A 14225-nucleotide genomic window follows, 5' to 3' on the forward strand; every position below is an offset into this window, starting at 1 on the left:
TCCGTTCAGCGGCCCGTTCTCGGGTGCTGATGCGCGCGGCGCGGGGGAGGGGCGTCCGGTGAGCGGGTCGCGGGAACCGCGTTCGGGGGCAGGGCCGCGTCCGCCGTGTTGACGCGGGGGAGGGCGTAGGGGTGGGTGGCGGCGAGCCAGCTGATCATCTGCTCGCGGACCGTCACCCGTACCTGCCAGATGTCGTCCGCGTCCTTGGCCGTGACCAGGGCCCTGACCTGAAGGGTGCTCGCGGTGGAGTCCGTGACCGAGAGGTCGCAGGCGCGGCCGTCCCAGGCCGGGCACTCCCGCAGGATGTCGCGGAGCCGCTCGCGCATCAGATCCAACGGGGCCGAGTGGTCGAGGTGCCAGTAGACGATGCCGGTCATCTGGGCGCCGCCGCGGGACCAGTTCTCGAAGGGCTTCGAGGTGAAGTAGGACACCGGCATGGTGATCCGGCGCTCGTCCCAGGTGCGGACGGTCAGGAACGTCAGTGTGATCTCCTCGACGGTGCCCCACTCACCGTCCACCACGACTGTGTCCCCGATGCGCACCATGTCGCCGAAGGCGATCTGGAGCCCCGCGAACATATTGCTCAGCGTCGACTGCGCGGCGACACCCGCCACGATGCCGAGGATGCCCGCCGAGGCCAGCAGCGAGGCACCGGCGGCGCGCATCGCCGGGAACGTCAGCAGCATCGCCGCGACGGCCACCACACCGACGACGGCCGCGACCACGCGTGTGATGAGCGTCACCTGGGTCCGCACCCGGCGCACCCGGGCGGGATCGCGGTGCACGCGCGCGTAGCTGGTGTACGTCGTCTCCACGACCGCCGCCGCGATCCGGATCACCAGCCACGCCGTCGAGCCGATCAGCACCAGCGTCAGGAGCTGTCCGATCCCCACGCGGTGGTCCTCCAGCACCCGCGCCGAGTCGTAGGACCCTCTGAGCAGGGCCGTGCACAGGACGAGCTGGTAGGGGATCCGGGCTCGGCGCAGCAGACCCCACAGCGGGGTCTCGCCGTGCCGGGCGTCGGCTTTGCGCAGTAGCAGGTCCGTGGCCCACCCGATGAGCAGTGTGAGCACGACCGAGCCACCGATGACGATCAGCGGGCGCAGTACGTTCTCCATGGGTCCGACCGTACTGGCACGATGGCGTCATGAACATCATGCTCTTTCACTCGACGTACGGTCTGCGGCCCGCGGTGCACGCGGCGGCGGACCGGCTGCGCGCCGCCGGACACCAGGTGTGGACACCGGATCTCTTCGAGGGGCGTACGTTCGAGACGGTCGAGGAGGGCATGGAGTTCAACGAGCTGACCGGCAAGGACGAACTGCTCAAGCGGGCCGTCCTGGCCGCCGCCCCCTATTCCGAACGGGGCCTGGTCTACGCCGGGTTCTCGCTCGGCGCCTCCATCGCGCAGACCCTCGCCCTCGGCGACGACAAGGCGCGCGGTCTGCTGCTTCTGCACGGCACCTCCGACATCGCCGCGAACGCCTCGGTGGACGAACTGCCGGTGCAGCTGCATGTCGCCGAGCCCGATCCGTTCGAGACCGACGACTGGCTGAGCGCCTGGTATCTCCAGATGGGCAGGGCGGGGGCCGATGTGGAGGTCTACCGGTACGCCGGGGCCGGTCATCTGTACACCGACCCCGACCTGCCGGACTACGACGCCGAGGCCGCCGAGGCCACCTGGCGGGTGGCGCTCGGCTTCCTCGACAGCCTTCAGTAGGGTCAGCCGGCCGCGCGGTAGGACGCCCAGTGCTGCTGCATGCGCGTCACCTGACCCGAGGTGAACTGGTACATGCAGGCGTCGTAGGTGTAGTCCATGAAGTTGTGGATCGGGTCGGCGCCCGCCTTGCGGGTGCAGGTGTCGCGGCCCTCGGGGCACTCGTAGGCGGGGCTCTTCTCGGCGGCGGTGTCCTCGACGTAGTCGCCGTTGCCGTTACAGCCGCCCTGGAAGGTGTGGTAGAGCCCCATCCAGTGGCCGACCTCGTGGGTGCCGGTGTCGCCCTCGTCGTAGTTGGTGGCCGAGCCGCCGGGCAGTGACTCGTCGAGGAGGACCACGCCGTCCATCGAGGGGCTGGACCTGTAGTCGCTGGGGAAGGTGGCCCAGCCGAGCAGCCCGCCGCCGATGTTGGCGGTGTAGAGGTTCAGCGCGTTGGCGCCGCCCTTGCGCAGGGCGGACTTCATCGCCTTCTCCTCCGCCGAGCCGTAACCGACGGTGTACCAGGCGGCGTTGTCGGTGTAGTCGGTGCCGGCGAGCGTGAACTGGAAGCCGGAGTCGGTGTTTCCGGTGCCCTGGCCGGCGAACGCGGAGTTCAGCACGTTCATCTGGGCGGTGATGTCCGAGGAGCTGAGCTGGCCGGTGGCGCCGTCGTGGATGACGTGGAAGTACACCGGGATCGTCGTCGAGGCGGCCGCGGCGAGGCTGCGGTTGCCCGAGGCGGGCAGCTTGTCCAGCTTCTTCTTCAGATCCGCGTCCATGGCCTGGGCCTTGGCGGCGCTGATCTCGTTGGGCTCGGCGACCGACTCGCCGGCTCCGGGGCGGGCCTCGCGGGCCGCGGCGTGACCGGTCTCCTCCTCGGCGCACTCGGCGGCCGGAGCCTGGGCCGCCGCGACACCCGTGGGCGCGGACAAGGGGGAGAACATCAGGGTTCCGGCCACCATCGCCGTGCCTATGAGGCGTCTGCGCGTAGTGGGGGTCATCCGGGCGAGCGCACGCATGCTGACTCCTAGCTGCTGCGTTGGGGAGGACGGGCGCAGGGGTCTTCCTGGCCGCCGCCCGGAGATTACGTGTACATGGCCAGATCAGAAGAGAAACGTTTCGGCCAATCGGGAGCTCGTTGGATCTCGAACAAACCGGGTGAATGAAAAGCTCCGGCGGGTGGCGCGGCCGGAAACAGAACCCGGTACGCGCCACCCGCCGGTGGCCGAAAATCGCTTCTGAAACAGGGGTTTTACACGGGGTCGTACGTCCGCTCGACCTTCTGCGTGCCGCTGCGCGTGCGGTACGAACGGGTCCAGGACGCCGTCGCGTCGGCCTTCGTGCGGTCGGACAGGACGTAGAAGTCCATCTGCGCCCGGTCGGCCGTGATGTCCAGGACGCCGAAGCCGTGGCGGTCGGTGTCGACCCAGTGCACATGCCGGTTGGCGGCCCGGATGATCGGCGAGGCGAGCGCGGAGACCGTGCCCTCGGGGACCTTGACGATGTCGTCGAGGTTGTCGGAGCTCACCGAGGTGACCACGAACTCCGTGGCGGCCGAGGCGGACAGCGGGTACGTACCGGCGTTCACCGGCACGTCGTTGGCCCACGCCATGTGGATGTCGCCGGTCAGGAACACCGTGTTGCGGATGGCGTTGGAGCGCAGGTGGGCGAGGAGCTCCCGGCGGTCGTCCGTGTAGCCGTCCCACTGGTCGGTGTTGAGGGCGAGGCCCTCCTTGGGCAGCCCGAGCAGTTCGGCGAGCGGCTTGAGGAGCTCCGCGGAGAGCGAGCCTATGGCGAACGGCGCGATCATCACCGAGTTGCCGACCAGCCGCCAGGTGGTGTCGGAGGACTTCAGGCCCGCCTTCAGCCAGTCCAGTTGGGCGCGCCCGGTGAGCGTGCGGTCCGGGTCGTCCACGTCGCCGTTGCCGGTGGCGGCCTGCTGTGAACGGAAGGAGCGCAGGTCCAGCAGGGAGAGGTCGGCGAGCTTGCCGAAGCGGAGCTTGCGGTAGGTGGTGCCGGCGACGGCCGGACGCACCGGCATCCACTCGAAGTAGGCCTGCTTGGCGGCGGCCTGGCGCGCGGCCCAGGCGCCCTCGGCACCCTCGGTGTGGTTCTCGGCGCCGCCGGACCAGGCGTCGTTGGCGATCTCGTGGTCGTCCCAGATGGCCACGCAGGGCGCGGTCGCGTGCAGCGCCTGGAGGTCGGCGTCGGTCTTGTAACGCCCGTGCCGGGTGCGGTAGTCGGCGAGGGTGAGGATCTCGTGCGCCGGGGCGTGCGGCCGTACGACGGTGTCGCGGGTGCCGTACTCGCCGGTGCCGTACTCGTAGATGTAGTCACCCAGATGCAGCCAGGCGTCCAGGTCGCCGCGGGCCGCGAGATGGCGGTACGCGGAGAAGTAGCCGGCCTCCCAGTTGGCGCAGGAGACCACGCCGAAGCGCAGGCCCGCCACGGCGGCGTTCGTCGCCGGCGCGGTGCGGGTGCGCGCCGGAGCGGTGGTGGTGCCGCCCGCGGAGAAGCGGAACCAGTAGTCGGTTGCGGGCGCGAGGCCCCGGATGTCCGCCTTGACCGTGTGGTCGGCGGTGGCGGTCGCCTGGGTGGAGCCCTGCGCGACGACGTGCGTGAACGCCTTGTCGGTGGCGACGGTCCAGCTGACCTCGGTGTCCGGGCCGATCCCGGAACCGGGGGTCGCCTCGGGCGTCGGGGTCACTCGGGTCCACAGCAGGACGCCGTCGGGCAGCGGGTCGCCGGAGGCCACGCCGTGCAGGAAGGCGGGGGCACCGGCGGCGGCCCCGGCGGGCATCGCGGCGGCGAGCGGTCCGGCGAGGACAGCAGTGGCCGCCGCGGCCTTGACGACCGTACGGCGGCGTGGGGAAAGCGAATTGAGCGGCTCGGATGATCTGTATCGACTGGTCACGAGCGATCAGGTTACTGACCGGTATGAACGAGAGTGGGCGAACTCGTAAAAGTTCGCCCGCTCTTCGTCTGCCGGTCGGCCGCTCGGGCCGTGCTCAGCCCTTCAGTGCCCCGTCGACGAGGGTGTTGAACTCCTCCACCGTCATCGGGGGGTTGCCCTGCTCCGTGGTGAGGATCTTGCCGTCGATCACGAAGCTCGGGGTGCCGGTGACGTCGTCCTTGTTGGTGTCGAAGGTCTTCGACATGGCCAGCGCCCAGGCGTCGTAGGTGCCGTTCTTCACGGCGTTCTCGAACTTGGTGTTGTTCTTCAGCGCGTCGACGGAGCCCGCGATGTCGAGCAGGTAGTCGTCGCTCTTGAGCTTGTCGTCCGACTCCTCCGGGTGCCACTTCGCCGAGTACAGCGCCGCCTTGTACTGGAGGAAGGCGTCACCGCTGACGTTCAGCGCGGCACCGAGGGCGCTCATCGCGTTCTTGGAGCCCTCGCCGTTGCTGCCGATCTTGTTGTCGCCGAGGGAGTCGCCGTCGAGGAAGGTGCCGCCGACGAACTGGACCTTGTACTTGCCGTCCTCGACGTCCTTCTCGACGGTCGAGCCGACCGCTTGCTCGAACGAGGCGCAGACCGGGCAGCGCGGGTCCTCGTAGACCTTGAGGGTCTTCTTGGCGCTGTCCTTGCCGATGACGACGGTCGTGCCGTCGGTGCCCGTGGTGTTGGCCGGGGCGACGACCTTCTCGTCCCGAACGGCCTCCCAGTGGCCCGGCTTGTTGGACTGCACGACGGCGTAGCCGATGCCGCCGGCCGCGGCCAGCACACCGACGACCGAACAGGCCACCACGACCTGCCGCTTGACCTTGGCCCGCTTGGCCTCGCGCTCACGCTCGACGCGCAGCCGCTCGCGCGCAGCCGTCTTCGCAGCCTGGCTGTTCCGCTTGCTCATAGGGGTTCTCTCCATGGGACGCGCGCACGTCATGTGCGCGGAATACATACGGGTGGATGTGCTGTGCTCAGGCGAAAGCGGCCGAGCACGGCGGTCCACGCCGTCCCAGGGAGTGCACGAGGAGCCGCTCGAGGGCGGCGGTGGTACGGCGGCGCGGGCGGGGCAGCCGACGGACCGGCCGAGCCGGACGGACCGTCACGGCGGCGACCGCCAGCAGCAGCGGCCGGAAGGTGGTGGCCGCGACCGCCCGCAGCAGCTGCGCCAGCGCGCGCTCACCGCGGCGCAGCCAGGCGGCGGCGAGCAGGCCGACCGAGACATGGGCGCCGAGCAGCAGCCAGGCGGTCTGCGGATCGGCGTGGGCCAGCAGGTCGGCGAGCCGGTCGGTGCCGGTCTTCTCGGTGACGGCGGTCAGCGCGGTGCCGACCCGGGTGCCGTCACCGCACAGCACGTCCAGGCCGACCGAGCGCAGCGGGCCCGCGACCGGACCGGCCGCGGTTCCGTAACAGGCGTGCTGGCCGGTGGTGAAGAGGGTGTCGGCGGCCAGCTCCAGCGGGATCAGCAGCGCCGCGATCCGCCCGAAGCCGCGCTCGCGCCCCGCCAGTGCGTAGGCGAGGACGAACACGCCGGCGGCGACCAGCGCCACCGTGTTGAGCGGCAGCGGGACCCGGGACAGCAGCACGTGCGACGCGGTGCTGAGTGTCACGACGAGTGCCGTGAACAGCGCCGCGCGCAGTGCTCGCAGTCGGATCCCGGATATGTCCATAGCGCAGGAGAGTCTGTCACGGAGGGGTGTAAGGGAGCCCTAAAGGCTCCCTGTGAGCGCCCCTTGGGTCACAGAAGTCGGTCAGCGGTGGTCGGTCACAGGCCGGGAATCCGGCCGTTGCGGAACAGGTCCACGAAGACCTGGTGGTCGGCACGCGCGCGTGCGCCGTAGTCGTGCGCGAAGCCCACCAGCAGCTCGGCGAACCCGTCCTCGTCGGCCGCGATGGCCGCGTCGATGGCCCGCTCGGTGGAGAACGGCACCAGGGACTCGCCGGAGGTGTCGTCCGCCGCCGCGTGCATCGTCGCCGTCGCCCGGCCGAGGTCAGCGACCACCGCCGCGATCTCCTCCGGGTCGTCGATGTCACCCCAGTCGAGGTCCACGGCGTACGGCGAGACCTCCGCGACCAGCTGCCCCGCGCCGTCCAGCTCCGTCCAGCCCAGCCACGGGTCGGCGTGCGCCTGGAGAGCGCGCTGCGAGATCACCGTGCGCTGGCCCTCGTGCTGGAAGTAGTCACGGATCGCCGCGTCGGTGATGTGCCGGGAGACCGCCGGGGTCTGGGCCTGCTTGATGTAGATCACGACGTCGTTCTCCAGGGCGTCGCTGTTGCCCTCCAGCAGGATGTTGTACGACGGCAGACCGGCCGACCCGATGCCGATGCCGCGGCGGCCCACGACGTCCTTCACGCGGTAGGAGTCCGGGCGGGTCAGGGAGGACTCCGGCAGCGTCTCCAGGTAGCCGTCGAAGGCGGCCAGCACCTTGTAGCGGGTGGCCGCGTCCAGCTCGATGGAGCCGCCGCCCGGGGCGAACCGGCGCTCGAAGTCCCGGATCTCGGTCATCGAGTCCAGCAGCCCGAACCGGGTCAGCGCGCGGGCGTCGCGCAGGGCGTCCAGCAGCGGCCCCTGGGCGGTGTCCAGGGTGAACGGCGGCACCTCGTCGCTCTTGGCGCCGGTCGCCAGCGCGTGGATCCGCTCGCGGTACGCGCCCGCGTACACCCGCACCAGCTCGGTGATCTGCTCGTCGCTGAGCGCCTTCGCGTACCCGATCAGCGCGACGGAGGCGGCGAAGCGCTTGAGGTCCCAGGTGAACGGGCCGACATAGGCCTCGTCGAAGTCGTTGACGTTGAAGATCAGCCGGCCGGTGGAGTCCATGTACGTGCCGAAGTTCTCCGCGTGCAGATCGCCGTGGATCCACACGCGCGAGGTGCGCTCGTCCAGGAACGGCCCGCCCCGCTTCTCCGGGTCGAGGTCGTGGTAGAAGAGGCACGCCGTACCGCGGTAGAACGCGAACGCCGAAGCCGCCATCTTGCGGAACTTCACGCGGAACGCGGCCGGGTCGGCGGCCAGGAGCTCGCCGAACGCGGTGTCGAAGACGGCGAGGATCTCCTCGCCGCGCTGCTCGTCGCTGAGCTTCGGAACCGACATCGCTGGGTGCCTCCTGGTGCAGTGCCTGTACGACAGCGTCTCTGCCGTATCCAACGCACGACCGTACGTCGGAGTGCCCGCCGAGTGTCAGTGCCGCGGCATAGACTTCGACGCTGACCCCAGAACTGTCCGCCAGCCCGTCGCCAAGTGTTTCCCCTGGAGGCCGCACCGTGTCAAAGCCGCCGTTCACGCACCTGCACGTCCACACCCAGTACTCGCTGCTGGACGGTGCCGCGCGGCTGAAGGACATGTTCAACGCGTGCAATGAGATGGGCATGACGCACATCGCCATGTCCGACCACGGCAACCTCCATGGCGCGTACGACTTCTTCCACTCCGCGAAGAAGGCCGGAGTCACCCCGATCATCGGGATCGAGGCCTATGTCGCCCCCGAGTCCCGGCGCAACAAGCGCAAGATCCAGTGGGGCCAGCCGCACCAGAAGCGGGACGACGTCTCCGGTTCCGGTGGCTACACCCACAAGACGATCTGGGCGGCCAACGCGACGGGCCTGCACAACCTCTTCAAGCTCTCCTCCGACGCCTACGCCGAGGGCTGGCTCCAGAAGTGGCCCCGGATGGACAAGGAGACCATCTCCCAGTGGTCCGAGGGGCTCATCGCCTCCACCGGCTGCCCCTCGGGCGAGCTCCAGACCCGGCTGCGCCTCGGCCAGTACGACGAGGCCCTGAAGGCCGCCGCCGAGTACCAGGACATCTTCGGCAAGGACCGCTACTTCCTGGAGCTGATGGACCACGGCATCGAGATCGAGCGCCGGGTCCGCGACGGCCTGCTGGAGATCGGCAAGAAGCTCGGCATCCCCCCGCTGGTCACCAACGACTCGCACTACACCTACGCGCACGAGGCGACCGCGCACGACGCCCTGCTGTGCATCCAGACCGGCAAGAACCTCTCCGACCCCGACCGCTTCCGGTTCGACGGCACGGGTTACTACCTGAAGTCCACGGACGAGATGTACGCCGTCGACTCCTCGGACGCCTGGCAGGAGGGCTGCCGCAACACCCTCCTGGTCGCCGAGCAGATCGACACCACGGGCATGTTCCAGGAGAAGAACCTCATGCCCAAGTTCGACATCCCCGAGGGCTACACCGAGGTCTCCTGGTTCCGCGAGGAGACCATGCGCGGCATGAACCGCCGCTTCCCGGACGGCATCCCGGACGACCGGATGAAGCAGGTCGAGTACGAGATGGACACCATCATCTCGATGGGGTTCCCGGGCTACTTCCTCGTCGTCGCCGACTTCATCATGTGGGCCAAGAGCCAGGGCATCGCGGTCGGCCCCGGCCGAGGCTCCGCGGCCGGCTCGATCGTCGCCTACGCCATGGGCATCACCGACCTCGACCCGATCCCGCACGGCCTGATCTTCGAGCGGTTCCTCAACCCCGAGCGCATCTCCATGCCCGACGTCGACATCGACTTCGACGAGCGCAGGCGCGTCGAGGTGATCAGGTACGTCACGGAGAAATACGGCTCCGACAAGGTCGCCATGATCGGCACCTACGGCAAGATCAAGGCGAAGAACGCCATCAAGGACTCCGCGCGCGTCCTGGGCTACCCGTACGCGATGGGCGACCGGCTCACCAAGGCCATGCCTGCGGACGTCCTCGGCAAGGGCATCGACCTCGACGGCATCACCAACCCCTCCCACCCTCGCTACAGCGAGGCGGGCGAGATCCGGGCGATGTACGAGAACGAGCCGGATGTGAAGAAGGTCATCGACACCGCCAAGGGCGTCGAGGGCCTGGTCCGGCAGATGGGCGTGCACGCCGCCGGCGTCATCATGTCCAGCGAGCCGATCGTCGACCACGCGCCGATCTGGGTGCGGCACACCGACGGCGTGACCATCACGCAGTGGGACTACCCCCAGTGCGAGTCGCTCGGCCTGCTGAAGATGGACTTCCTCGGCCTGCGCAACCTGACGATCATGGACGACGCCGTCAAGATGGTGAAGTCCAACAAGGGCGTCGAACTCGACCTGCTGGCCCTGCCGCTCGACGACCCGACGACCTTCGAACTCCTCCAGCGCGGCGACACCCTCGGCGTCTTCCAGTTCGACGGCGGCCCCATGCGCTCCCTGCTGCGCCTGATGAAGCCCGACAACTTCGAAGACATCTCCGCCGTGTCGGCGCTCTACCGTCCCGGCCCGATGGGCATGGACTCGCACACCAACTACGCGCTGCGCAAGAACAAGCTCCAGGAGATCACCCCGATCCACAAGGAGCTGGAGGAGCCCCTGGAAGAGGTCCTGGCCGTCACCTACGGCCTGATCGTCTACCAGGAGCAGGTGCAGAAGGCCGCCCAGATCATCGCCGGGTACTCGCTCGGCGAGGCCGACATCCTGCGCCGCGTGATGGGCAAGAAGAAGCCCGACGAGCTGGCGAAGAACTTCACCATCTTCCAGGCCGGCGCCCAGAAGAACGGCTACAGCGACGAGGCCATCCAGGCCCTGTGGGACGTGCTGGTCCCGTTCGCCGGCTACGCCTTCAACAAGGCCCACTCGGCCGCGTACGGACTGGTCTCGTACTGGACGGCCTACCTGAAGGCCAACTACCCCGCCGAGTACATGGCCGCGCTGCTGACCTCCGTCAAGGACGACAAGGACAAGTCGGCGATCTATCTCAACGAGTGCCGTCGTATGGGCATCAAGGTGCTGCCGCCGAACGTCAACGAGTCGGTGCACAACTTCGCCGCCCAGGGCGACGACGTGATCCTCTTCGGCCTGGAGGCCGTGCGCAACGTCGGGACGAACGTCGTCGAGTCGATCATCAAGAGCCGCAAGGCCAAGGGCAAGTACGCCTCCTTCCCCGACTACCTCGACAAGGTCGAGGCCGTCGCCTGCAACAAGCGGACCACGGAGTCGCTGATCAAGGCGGGCGCCTTCGACACGATGGGTCACACCCGCAAGGGCCTCACCGCGCACTTCGACTCGATGATCGACAACGTGGTCGCGGTCAAGCGCAAGGAGGCCGAGGGCCAGTTCGACCTCTTCGGCGGCATGGGCGAGGAGGAGAGCAACGAGCCCGGCTTCGGCCTGGACGTGGAGTTCACCACCGACGAGTGGGACAAGACCTATCTGCTCGCCCAGGAGCGGGAGATGCTCGGTCTGTACGTCTCCGACCACCCGCTCTTCGGCCTGGAGCACGTGCTGTCCGACAAGGCGGACGCGGGCATCGCCCAGCTCACCGGAGGTGAGCACGCGGACGGCGCGGTCGTCACCATCGGCGGCATCATCTCCGGCCTCCAGCGCAAGATGACCAAGCAGGGCAACGCCTGGGCCATCGCCACCGTCGAGGACCTGGCCGGTTCCATCGAGTGCATGTTCTTCCCGGCCACCTACCAGCTCGTCTCGACGCAGCTCGTCGAGGACGCGGTGGTCTTCGTCAAGGGCCGCCTGGACAAGCGCGAGGACGTGCCGCGGCTGGTCGCCATGGAGCTGATGGTGCCGGACCTGTCGAACGCGGGCACCAACGCCCCGGTCGTCCTCACCATCCCCGCGGTCAAGGTCACCCCGCCGATGGTCAGCCGCCTCGGCGAGATCCTCACCCATCACAAGGGCGACAGCGAGGTCCGGATCAAGCTCCAGGGCCCGACGAAGACGACCGTGCTACGGCTGGACCGCCACCGGGTGAAGCCGGACCCGGCGCTCTTCGGCGACCTCAAGGTGCTGCTCGGCCCGTCCTGCCTGGCCGGCTAGCGAAGACAGAAGACGGAAGAGACAGGTGCGAGGGGCGCATCCGCGTGTCGGATGCGCCCCTCGTCATGTGCCTGGGCTCAACGCCCGTTATGAAGATGTCAGTTGTGACCGAACTTCTTCTGCTTGCCCTTGCGCGCGATGTCGCTCGGCGTCACCTGGGACATCCGCTGCTCGGCCTGCGCCTCCATCGAGGACTGCTGGGCCTGCTGCTGCCCGCGCTCGGACTGCGGCTGCTTTCGGTCACGGTTCTTGTTCTTGGCCATGGTGATCTGCCTCCTGTGGGGGATCTAGGGGCCAGGGCCGCGACCAGATTCACATAGGCTGACAAGGGACGCATTTCGGAAGATTACGGTGCGTGACGGCGCTCGTTCGAGCCGCTCACCCCGAAACGCCACGCCGAAGATCGAGTTCCGGCCGTTAACCTTCGCGAGGTCGGGCAGACTCGAAGGAAGCCCGAAGCAAACCTCCCGGAAAGAGGGTGGATCGCGTGGACCGCTGCATCGTCCTGGTGGACGCCGGGTATCTGCTGGGGGCCGCCGCCTCACTTCTCGCCGGAGAGCCCTCCCGCTCCCGGATCACCGTCGATCACACCGCCCTGATCCAGGGTTTGCGCGAGCGAGCCGAGTCGGACACCGAGCGCCCGCTGCTGCGCATCTACTGGTTCGACGGCGCCCCCGACCGCGTCCCGCAGCCCGAGCACCGCCGACTGCGCGTGATGCCCAGGGTCACCGTGCGCCTGGGCGCACTGACCCGCAGCGACGGACGCTGGGCGCAGAAGGGCGTGGACGCCGCGATGCACGCCGAGCTGACCGAACTGGCCCGCAACCGGGCCTGTTCCGACATCGTGCTGGTCACCGGCGACGGCGATCTGCTGCCCGGCATGATGGCCGCCAAGGAACACGGCGTCGCCGTGCACCTGTGGGCCGTGCAGGCCGCCGACGGCGACTACAACCAGTCCGAGGACCTGGTCGCCGAGGCCGACGAGCGGCGCGTGCTGGACCGTACCTGGATCACCAAGGCCGTACGTGCCAAGGAGCTCGGCGGGATCTGCGCGCCGCCGCCCGCGCCGCGGCCCGAGATCGCCGCGATCCTCTCCGCGCCGCTGCCCGACTCCGCGCTCGCCGCGGCCGAGCGGCCCGTCGAGGAGCGGGAGCACCGGGCACCGGCCGCCGCGACGGAGAACGGCACCCAGGAGCGGGTGCCCGCGCCGAAGGGCGTGCCCACGCCGAAGGATCTGGCCGCCCTGCGCGGGCCCGGAGCGCACTCCGCGCATCCCGCCTCCGCGACCCTGCGCTGGTCCTCCGACAAGGGCTGGGTGGACCGGCCCGGCGCCACCGCCGAGCCGCCCGAGATCGCCTCCATGCCGACACTCGCCCAGCTCACCACGGCGGAGCAGCGGTGGGCCGACCGCGAGGAGGACATCACCACCGTCGGCGGAGACCCGTACGAGGTCGGACAGGTGTTCGCGCGGCGGTGGATGGAACGGCTCGGCGACCAGAGCCATCTCCAGAAGCTCTCCGGGATGTACCCGCGGATCCCGCACCGCATCGACGGCGAGCTGCTGCGCTACGCCGCCCGGTTCGGGCTGCTCGCCCACAAGGACGACCAGATCGACGAGCACGACCGGTATGCGATCCGGGCCGGGTTCTGGCGGGAGATCGATGTCCGGACGGCCGCGGAGCACGCGCCGGCGGGGGAGTGAAACGGCACATACGCCGCCCCAAGGACGAGCCGAGCGCGCCGACCCCGTAGTCTCATCCCTTGTGAGTAAGCGCGCGACACCGGCACTTCGGCCCAGTGGGGATGTCGTGTGTGCCGTGCGCGGACTGACCAAGACCTATCCGGCGGTACGGGGACGGCGCGGCACTCCCGCCACCCCCGAGGTGCGGGCCACCGACGACGTACGGCTGGACATCCGGCGCGGTGAGATCTTCGGGCTGCTCGGCCCGAACGGCGCCGGCAAGACCACCCTCGTACGGCAGCTCACGGGGCTGATGCGGCCCGATCGCGGCAGTGTGGAGATCCTCGGGCACGACATCGTGCGGCACCCGGAGCGCGCCGCGCGCATCCTCGCCTACCTCGGCCAGGAGTCGACCGCCCTCGACGAGCTGACCGTCTCCCTCGCCGCCGAGACCACCGGGCGGCTGCGCGGACTGGACGTGCACACGGCACGGGCCGAGCGGGACGCGGTACTTCAGGAACTGGGGCTGACCGAGCTTGCCGGGCGGCCGCTGAAGAAACTGTCCGGGGGCCAGCGCAGGCTCGCCTGTTTCGCCGCCGCCCTCGTGGGTGAGCGGCCGCTGCTGGTGCTCGACGAGCCGACCACCGGGATGGATCCCGTGGCGCGGCGCGCGGTCTGGTCCGCGGTCGACCGGCGGCGGGCCGAGCACGGCACGACCGTCCTGCTCGTCACCCACAACGTCATCGAGGCCGAGACCGTGCTGGACCGGGTCGCCGTGCTGGACCGGGGACGGGTCATCGCCTGTGACACGCCGGGCGGGCTCAAGGAGCAGGTCGCCGGGGAGGTCCGGGTGGACCTGGTGTGGCGCGAGGCGGCGCCGCTGCATGTGCCCGAGGTGGCCGCGCTCCAGGACCGGGTCGTGGCGTCGGGGCGGCGCTGGACCCTGCGGCTCGCGCCCGAGGAGGCCCGCGCGGTCGTCGCCACCGTGACCGGCGGGGCCGCCTTCTCCGCCCTCGACGACTTCACCCTCGCCACGCCCAGCCTGGAGGATGTGTATCTGGCCCTGGGCGGGGCCGCGCAGCAGGGGTTGGTGAAGGCTTGAGCAC

The 14225-nt window shown here is 69.5% G+C and carries 11 protein-coding genes; 4 read left to right on the forward strand and 7 right to left on the reverse strand.

Translation table 11 applies throughout. From position 1 onward, the window contains the following. Nucleotides 1–5: 5 nt before the first annotated feature. The gene (locus BN159_RS31565) at nt 6–1118 is read right to left on the reverse strand and encodes a mechanosensitive ion channel family protein (RefSeq protein ID WP_015661086.1); all 1113 of its coding nucleotides are present in this window, start codon (nt 1116–1118) and stop codon (nt 6–8) included. Between the two features lie 29 nt (nt 1119–1147). On the opposite strand from BN159_RS31565, the gene BN159_RS31570 reads away from it, so the two are divergent. After that, nucleotides 1148–1720, forward strand: coding sequence for a dienelactone hydrolase family protein (locus BN159_RS31570; RefSeq protein ID WP_015661087.1), 573 nt, complete (start codon nt 1148–1150; stop codon nt 1718–1720). A gap of 2 nt (nt 1721–1722) precedes the next feature. Here the strand turns inward: BN159_RS31570 and BN159_RS31575 are convergent, their stop codons facing one another. The 5 genes from BN159_RS31575 to BN159_RS31595 form a co-directional block, all read right to left on the reverse strand. After that, a complete protein-coding gene (locus BN159_RS31575) occupies nt 1723–2715 on the reverse strand; it encodes a zinc metalloprotease (protein ID WP_015661088.1) in 993 nt (330 codons plus the stop codon). Between the two features lie 233 nt (nt 2716–2948). After that, nucleotides 2949–4610, reverse strand: coding sequence for an alkaline phosphatase D family protein (locus BN159_RS31580; RefSeq protein ID WP_041820093.1), 1662 nt, complete (start codon nt 4608–4610; stop codon nt 2949–2951). A gap of 94 nt (nt 4611–4704) precedes the next feature. Next, a complete protein-coding gene (locus tag BN159_RS31585; protein ID WP_015661090.1) occupies nt 4705–5544 on the reverse strand; it encodes a thioredoxin domain-containing protein in 840 nt (279 codons plus the stop codon). 67 nt (nt 5545–5611) lie between these two features. Next, nucleotides 5612–6307, reverse strand: a complete 696-nt coding sequence (locus BN159_RS31590) for a hypothetical protein (RefSeq protein WP_015661091.1) — start codon at nt 6305–6307, stop codon at nt 5612–5614. Nucleotides 6308–6402: 95 nt separating this feature from the next. Further along, a complete protein-coding gene (locus BN159_RS31595) occupies nt 6403–7728 on the reverse strand; it encodes a DUF2252 domain-containing protein (protein ID WP_015661092.1) in 1326 nt (441 codons plus the stop codon). A 170-nt stretch (nt 7729–7898) separates the two neighbouring features. On the opposite strand from BN159_RS31595, the gene dnaE reads away from it, so the two are divergent. Beyond that, nucleotides 7899–11438 (forward strand): DNA polymerase III subunit alpha, encoded by a 3540-nt coding sequence (dnaE, locus tag BN159_RS31600; protein ID WP_015661093.1) that lies wholly within the window; start codon nt 7899–7901, stop codon nt 11436–11438. Between the two features lie 98 nt (nt 11439–11536). Here dnaE and BN159_RS46300 read toward each other — a convergent pair whose 3' ends face one another. Next, nucleotides 11537–11701 carry a hypothetical protein gene (locus BN159_RS46300; protein WP_015661094.1) on the reverse strand — a complete coding sequence of 55 codons (165 nt, stop codon included), beginning with the start codon at nt 11699–11701 and terminating at the stop codon, nt 11537–11539. A gap of 224 nt (nt 11702–11925) precedes the next feature. On the opposite strand from BN159_RS46300, the gene BN159_RS31605 reads away from it, so the two are divergent. Then, complete coding sequence (locus BN159_RS31605) at nt 11926–13140, forward strand: NYN domain-containing protein (RefSeq protein ID WP_015661095.1); 1215 nt, start codon at nt 11926–11928, stop codon at nt 13138–13140. A gap of 106 nt (nt 13141–13246) precedes the next feature. Continuing rightward, nucleotides 13247–14221: an ABC transporter ATP-binding protein gene (locus BN159_RS31610; RefSeq protein ID WP_041820096.1), complete on the forward strand. Its 975-nt coding sequence runs from the start codon at nt 13247–13249 to the stop codon at nt 14219–14221. Nucleotides 14222–14225: the final 4 nt, after the last annotated feature.

The organism is Streptomyces davaonensis JCM 4913 (assembly GCF_000349325.1).
Taxonomy (GTDB): domain Bacteria; phylum Actinomycetota; class Actinomycetes; order Streptomycetales; family Streptomycetaceae; genus Streptomyces; species Streptomyces davaonensis.